The organism is Flavobacterium sp. (assembly GCF_044368995.1).
GTDB lineage: Bacteria > Bacteroidota > Bacteroidia > Flavobacteriales > Flavobacteriaceae > Flavobacterium.
The window spans coordinates 1-4,942 of sequence record NZ_JBIPMS010000119.1; the positions used below are offsets into that span (position 1 = coordinate 1).

General features: G+C 32.1%; 6 protein-coding genes. 2 read left to right on the forward strand and 4 right to left on the reverse strand.

What is annotated here, in order from left to right; genetic code table 11:
- From ACIQ2I_RS07815 to fbp, 4 genes are all read right to left on the reverse strand, one after another.
- The coding region (locus tag ACIQ2I_RS07815; protein ID WP_396181863.1) for a S41 family peptidase at positions 1-1,013 on the reverse strand (1,013 nt) is incomplete at its 3' end.
- Complete coding sequence (locus ACIQ2I_RS07820; protein WP_396181864.1) at positions 1,006-1,437, reverse strand: deoxycytidylate deaminase; 432 nt, start codon at positions 1,435-1,437, stop codon at positions 1,006-1,008. The genes ACIQ2I_RS07815 and ACIQ2I_RS07820, both read right to left, overlap by 8 nt.
- 146 nt (positions 1,438-1,583) lie before the next feature.
- Positions 1,584-2,174, reverse strand: a complete 591-nt coding sequence (locus tag ACIQ2I_RS07825) for a HupE/UreJ family protein (protein ID WP_396181865.1) — start codon at positions 2,172-2,174, stop codon at positions 1,584-1,586.
- 79 nt (positions 2,175-2,253) lie between these two features.
- Positions 2,254-3,261 (reverse strand): class 1 fructose-bisphosphatase, encoded by a 1,008-nt coding sequence (gene fbp / locus ACIQ2I_RS07830; RefSeq protein WP_396181868.1) that lies wholly within the window; start codon positions 3,259-3,261, stop codon positions 2,254-2,256.
- 138 nt (positions 3,262-3,399) lie between these two features.
- On the opposite strand from fbp, the gene ACIQ2I_RS07835 reads away from it, so the two are divergent.
- Positions 3,400-3,885, forward strand: a complete 486-nt coding sequence (locus ACIQ2I_RS07835) for a GNAT family N-acetyltransferase (protein WP_396181866.1) — start codon at positions 3,400-3,402, stop codon at positions 3,883-3,885.
- A gap of 77 nt (positions 3,886-3,962) precedes the next feature.
- Positions 3,963-4,942 (forward strand): aspartate kinase (locus ACIQ2I_RS07840; RefSeq protein ID WP_396181867.1); only part of this gene is annotated, 980 nt, incomplete at its 3' end.

The following is a 4,942-nucleotide window of genomic DNA, read 5'->3' on the forward strand; positions in this document are numbered from 1 at the left end:
TCATTCATTTTCATTTCGCGTTGCACCAATCCTTTTCCGAAAGAGCGACGTCCAATTATAGTTCCTCTGTCGTTATCCTGAATGGCTCCAGCAAAAATCTCACTAGCCGAAGCACTATTTTCATCAATTAACACAAAGACACGTCCTGTTTCAAAAGCGCCTTTTGTGGAAGCGTAAGACACTTCTACATTCCCTTTTTTATTTTTAGTTTTAACGATTACTTGCTTGTCTTTTAAAAATTCATCGGCCATAGCCACTGCTATTTCTAAGTAACCGCCACTATTTTCTCTTAAATCAATAATTACCTCTTTAATACCTTGCTTTTTTAAAGAAACTAAAGCGTTATGAAATTCATTAAATGTAGTTTCGGCAAATCGATTTACTTTAATATAACCTGTTTTATCGTTAATTTTAGTTGCAACATCTATACTTTTTACTGGAATTAAATTTCTAACAATTGTTACTTTAAATCTTTTGTTTTCAGATTTTCTAAACACTACCAAATTAACAGGCGTATCGATTTCTCCTTTTAGAATAGAAAATAAATTTTCTGATTGGTATTTTTTATTGAAAAGTTGCTTGTTATTGGCAAATAAAATTCTGTCACCTGATTGAATACCAGCTTTTGCTGAAGGTCCGTTTGGAATGGGTTTTATAACCGTTAACGTGTCTTTATACATGTAAAAATTTACGCCAATGCCTACAAAGTTGCCTTCCATATTTTCATTAATCGAAGCCAATTGTTCTTTTGGAATGTAAACAGAATGTGGATCTAGATTTTCTAAAATTCCGGAAACTGTTAAATCTACAATAGAATCGGTATTAATTTTATCTACATAGTCCGTATCAATAAAATCAATAAGCTGATTTAATTTTAATTTTCCTTTTGTTTTAGCGCCAATATTTACTTGACTTAAAGCATCTAATTTGCTACCCAAAAGCAATCCGCCCACAAAAGATAAAGCAATAATAATAGGAATAAAAATATAGTATTTACTTTGTTTTTTATGCATCAATTTCTTGTAAATGTTCTGCTTCCACACCAGCTTTTCTTAAAAAATCGACACCAGAAGTATCTTTATATTCGTTTAAATACACCACGCGTTTTATGCCAGATTGATGAATCAATTTACTACATTCTTTACAAGGCGAAAGGGTAATATACAAGGTAGCGCCTTCACAAGATTGTGTAGAACGGGCTACTTTTAAAATCGCATTTGCCTCTGCGTGAAGCACATACCACTTTGTTAGGTTTTCTTCATCTTCACAACAATTTTCAAAGCCGCTTGGTGTGCCATTATAGCCGTCAGAAATAATCATTTTATCTCTAACAATAATGGCGCCAACTTGTTTGCGTTTGCAATAAGATAACTTACCCCATTCAGTGGCCATGCGTAAATAGGCTAAATCGTATTTTAATTTTTTCTTTTCTTTCATAATAAATTTACCGCAAAGAAACGCTAAGTTCCTCGCTAAGGTTCACAAAGTTCTTATTCTTTAATACTTTTAGAACATATTATATGGAATTAATACTAATTTTGTGTTACTCTGCGAACTCTTTGTATTGCTCTGTGAAATAACTTCTATTTAAAAATTTCGCTTTGTAAAATCATTGGTAAAATTACACCAATTATACATCCTGACAATACCAAAGCCCAATCTCTTTTGGAAAAACGGAAAAAAGTTTGAAGAATATAAGCAAAAAGTAATACGGAAAGTACCACTATTAGTTGAGCGGACTCAATTCCTAAAGCAAATTCTAATAAAGGAACTAACTTAGACATTCCCGAACCCACCATTATTGTATTAAAATAATTAGAAAATCCTAGGCCATGAATTAGCCCGAAAAACAAGGTTACTAAAACTACAAAAGAAATACTCTCTTTTTTACCAGATTTCCCCGCGGTGAATAGATGATACAAAGCAGTGATTAATATTGTAATAGGAATAAGGAATTCCACCAAAGTTACCGATATAGAAACTATCCCAAAAACAGATAAAATTAAAGCAAAAGTATGCCCTAAAGTAAATAAACTTACCAATAAAAATACGCGTTTCCAATCTTTAAACGTGTACGGAATTAGTAACGCTATTAGAAAAACGACATGGTCATAAGCTGCGATATCTAACACATGCTTTAATCCCATATTGAAATATATTAAAAAATCTTGCATACCATTTCATTTAAAATGTTTTTCAAACTTACAGAATTTTTAGGAAATAAAAAAGCGACATTTCTGTCGCTTTGTGTTTTTATTTTGCTTGTTCCATGAATTCCTCTGCTTTTTCCACCATACTTTTTACACCGCAGAAAAACGGTACGCGTTGGTGCAATTCAGTTGGGATAATTTCCATAGTACTTCCAAAACCATCGGAAGATTTACCTCCTGCTTGTTCGGCAATAAAAGCCATTGGATTGCATTCGTATAACAAACGTAATTTTCCATTAGGCGATTTAGAACTTGTTGGATAAATATAAATGCCGCCTTTTATCATGTTTCTATGAAAATCAGATACTAAACTTCCGATGTATCTTGAGGTGTATGGTCGGTCGTTTTCTTCTAATTGGCAATACTTTATATAATTTTTTACACCTTGAGGAAAATGCACATAATTTCCTTCGTTTATAGAATAAATACTTCCATTAACTGGAAATTTCATGTTGGGATGCGACAAATAAAACGTTCCGATAGCTGGATTTAAGGTAAATCCGTTAACACCGCAACCAGTTGTATACACTAACATGGTTGACGTGCCGTAAATAACATACCCTGCTGCTACTTGATTGATTCCTGGTTGTAAAAAATCTTTTAAAGTAACGGGCGTTCCAACTGGAGTAATTCTTCTATAAACTGAAAAAATTGTTCCAACAGATACGTTCACATCAATATTTGAAGAACCGTCAAGTGGATCCATTAATACCACATATTTGTTATTATGACTTTTATCTGAACCCGCTACAGTTATAAAATCGTCGTTTTCTTCAGACGCAATTCCACAAACAATTTCTCGATTTATTAGTGTTTGAATAAAAACTTCATTCGCATAGACATCCAGTTTTTGTTGGTCTTCACCTTGAATATTTTGATCTCCAGCAGCACCTACAATATCTACTAATCCAGCTTTGTTTACTTTGTAGTTGACTACTTTTGCTGCCAAACGGATGGAGTTGATAATCCGAGATAATTCGCCAGACGAATATTGAAAGGAATTCTGGTTTTCGATGATAAATTCACCTAAGGTTTTAGTGCTTTGTTCCATTACGAAATCGATTGAGTTGAATTGTTGCACAAATATCGTTATTTTTGTGATAATGTGAAATTAATTTAGAATGTTGTTTGTGGATGTTTATTTTTGCAGGAGAATTCATAGAAAAAATTGTAAATAGCTTCAAAAAAAATGATTATAAGAGAAGGAATGCCCAAAGATATGCCAGAAGTTTTGGCTTTAATTAAAGAATTAGCTATTTTTGAAAAAGAACCTAATGCGGTTGTTGTTACTGTAGAAGATTTACTACGAGATGGCTTTTCTGAAAATCCTTTATTTTATACATTTGTAGCAGAAGTACAAAATGAAATTATTGGTGTAGCTTTGTTTTATTATAGATTTTCTACTTGGAAAGGCAAAACCATTCATTTAGAAGATTTAATTGTCAAAGAAAATAAAAGAGGAACTGGCGCTGGATTTGCATTATATACTGAAATTATAAAACAAGGGAAAAAAGATAATGTAAAACGAATAGAATGGAACGTTTTAGATTGGAACACACCAGCTATTGCATTTTACAAAAAAAGCGGGGCAACTGTTTTAAATGATTGGCGCGTGGTACACATGGATGAAAAAGGAATAGAAACATTTATAAGTAAAATAGAAAAAAACAACTAATTATTAATTATTATAAACTTGGAATTTGGAATTTTGGAATTTGGAGTTTAGAATTTTAATGTTGTAATTGATACACTATGAAAATATTTAAATTTGGTGGCGCTTCTGTAAAAGATGCCGCAGGAATAAAAAACGTATTAAATGTATTACAAACTGTTGGATACGAAGATGTAATGTTAGTGATTTCCGCTATGGGAAAAACTACAAATGCGCTTGAAGTAGTAATTAAAAATTATTTTGAAAAATCAAACGAATTATATGCTTCTTTACAAGACATAAGAAAATATCACAATCAAATTTTATTAGATTTATTTGACGATGAAGAGCATGAAGTGTTTTTTGACGTGAATACGCATTTTGATGATTTAGAATATTTTGTAAGAAGCAACAAATCGCCAAATTATCCTTTTGTATACGATCAAATTATTAGTATTGGAGAAATGGTTTCTACCACTATTGTAAGTCATTATTTAAATGCCGCAGGGATTCAAAATCAGTGGTTAGATGTGCGTCATTACATAAAAACCGATGCCAATTACAGAGATGCCAGTGTAAATTGGGAACATACCCAAAAATTGATATCTAAAATAAATAGAAAAAAATCGTTATTTATTACACAAGGATTTATTGGTGCCGACGAAAATAACTTTACCACTACATTAGGTCGTGAAGGATCCGATTATACCGCAGCCATTTTTGCTTACTGCTTAGGAGCCGAAAGTGTAACAATTTGGAAAGACGTACCCGGTGTTTTAAATGCCGATCCGAGGTATTTTGAAAATGCCGTTTTATTAAATCAAATTTCTTACAGAGAAGCTATCGAATTGGCTTTTTATGGCGCCAGCGTTATTCATCCAAAAACCTTACAACCATTACAAAAAAAAGAAATTCCACTTTTTGTAAAATCATTTCTAAATCCAACATTACCTGGAACAAAAGTGGGTACTGGTTTAGATTTAGAGCCTAAAACATCTTGTTTTATTGTGAAGAAAAATCAAATTCTAGTTTCACTTTCCTCGATAGATTTTTCATTTATTATGGAAGAAAATATTAGTGA

Coding starts and splice junctions, on each gene's coding strand:
- fbp (WP_396181868.1), bottom strand. CDS start 3,261: ATGGAACAAAGCACTAAAACCTTAGGTGAATTTATCATCGAAAACCAG.
- ACIQ2I_RS07825 (WP_396181865.1), bottom strand. CDS start 2,174: ATGCAAGATTTTTTAATATATTTCAATATGGGATTAAAGCATGTGTTA.
- ACIQ2I_RS07820 (WP_396181864.1), bottom strand. CDS start 1,437: ATGAAAGAAAAGAAAAAATTAAAATACGATTTAGCCTATTTACGCATG.
- ACIQ2I_RS07835 (WP_396181866.1), top strand. CDS start 3,400: ATGATTATAAGAGAAGGAATGCCCAAAGATATGCCAGAAGTTTTGGCT.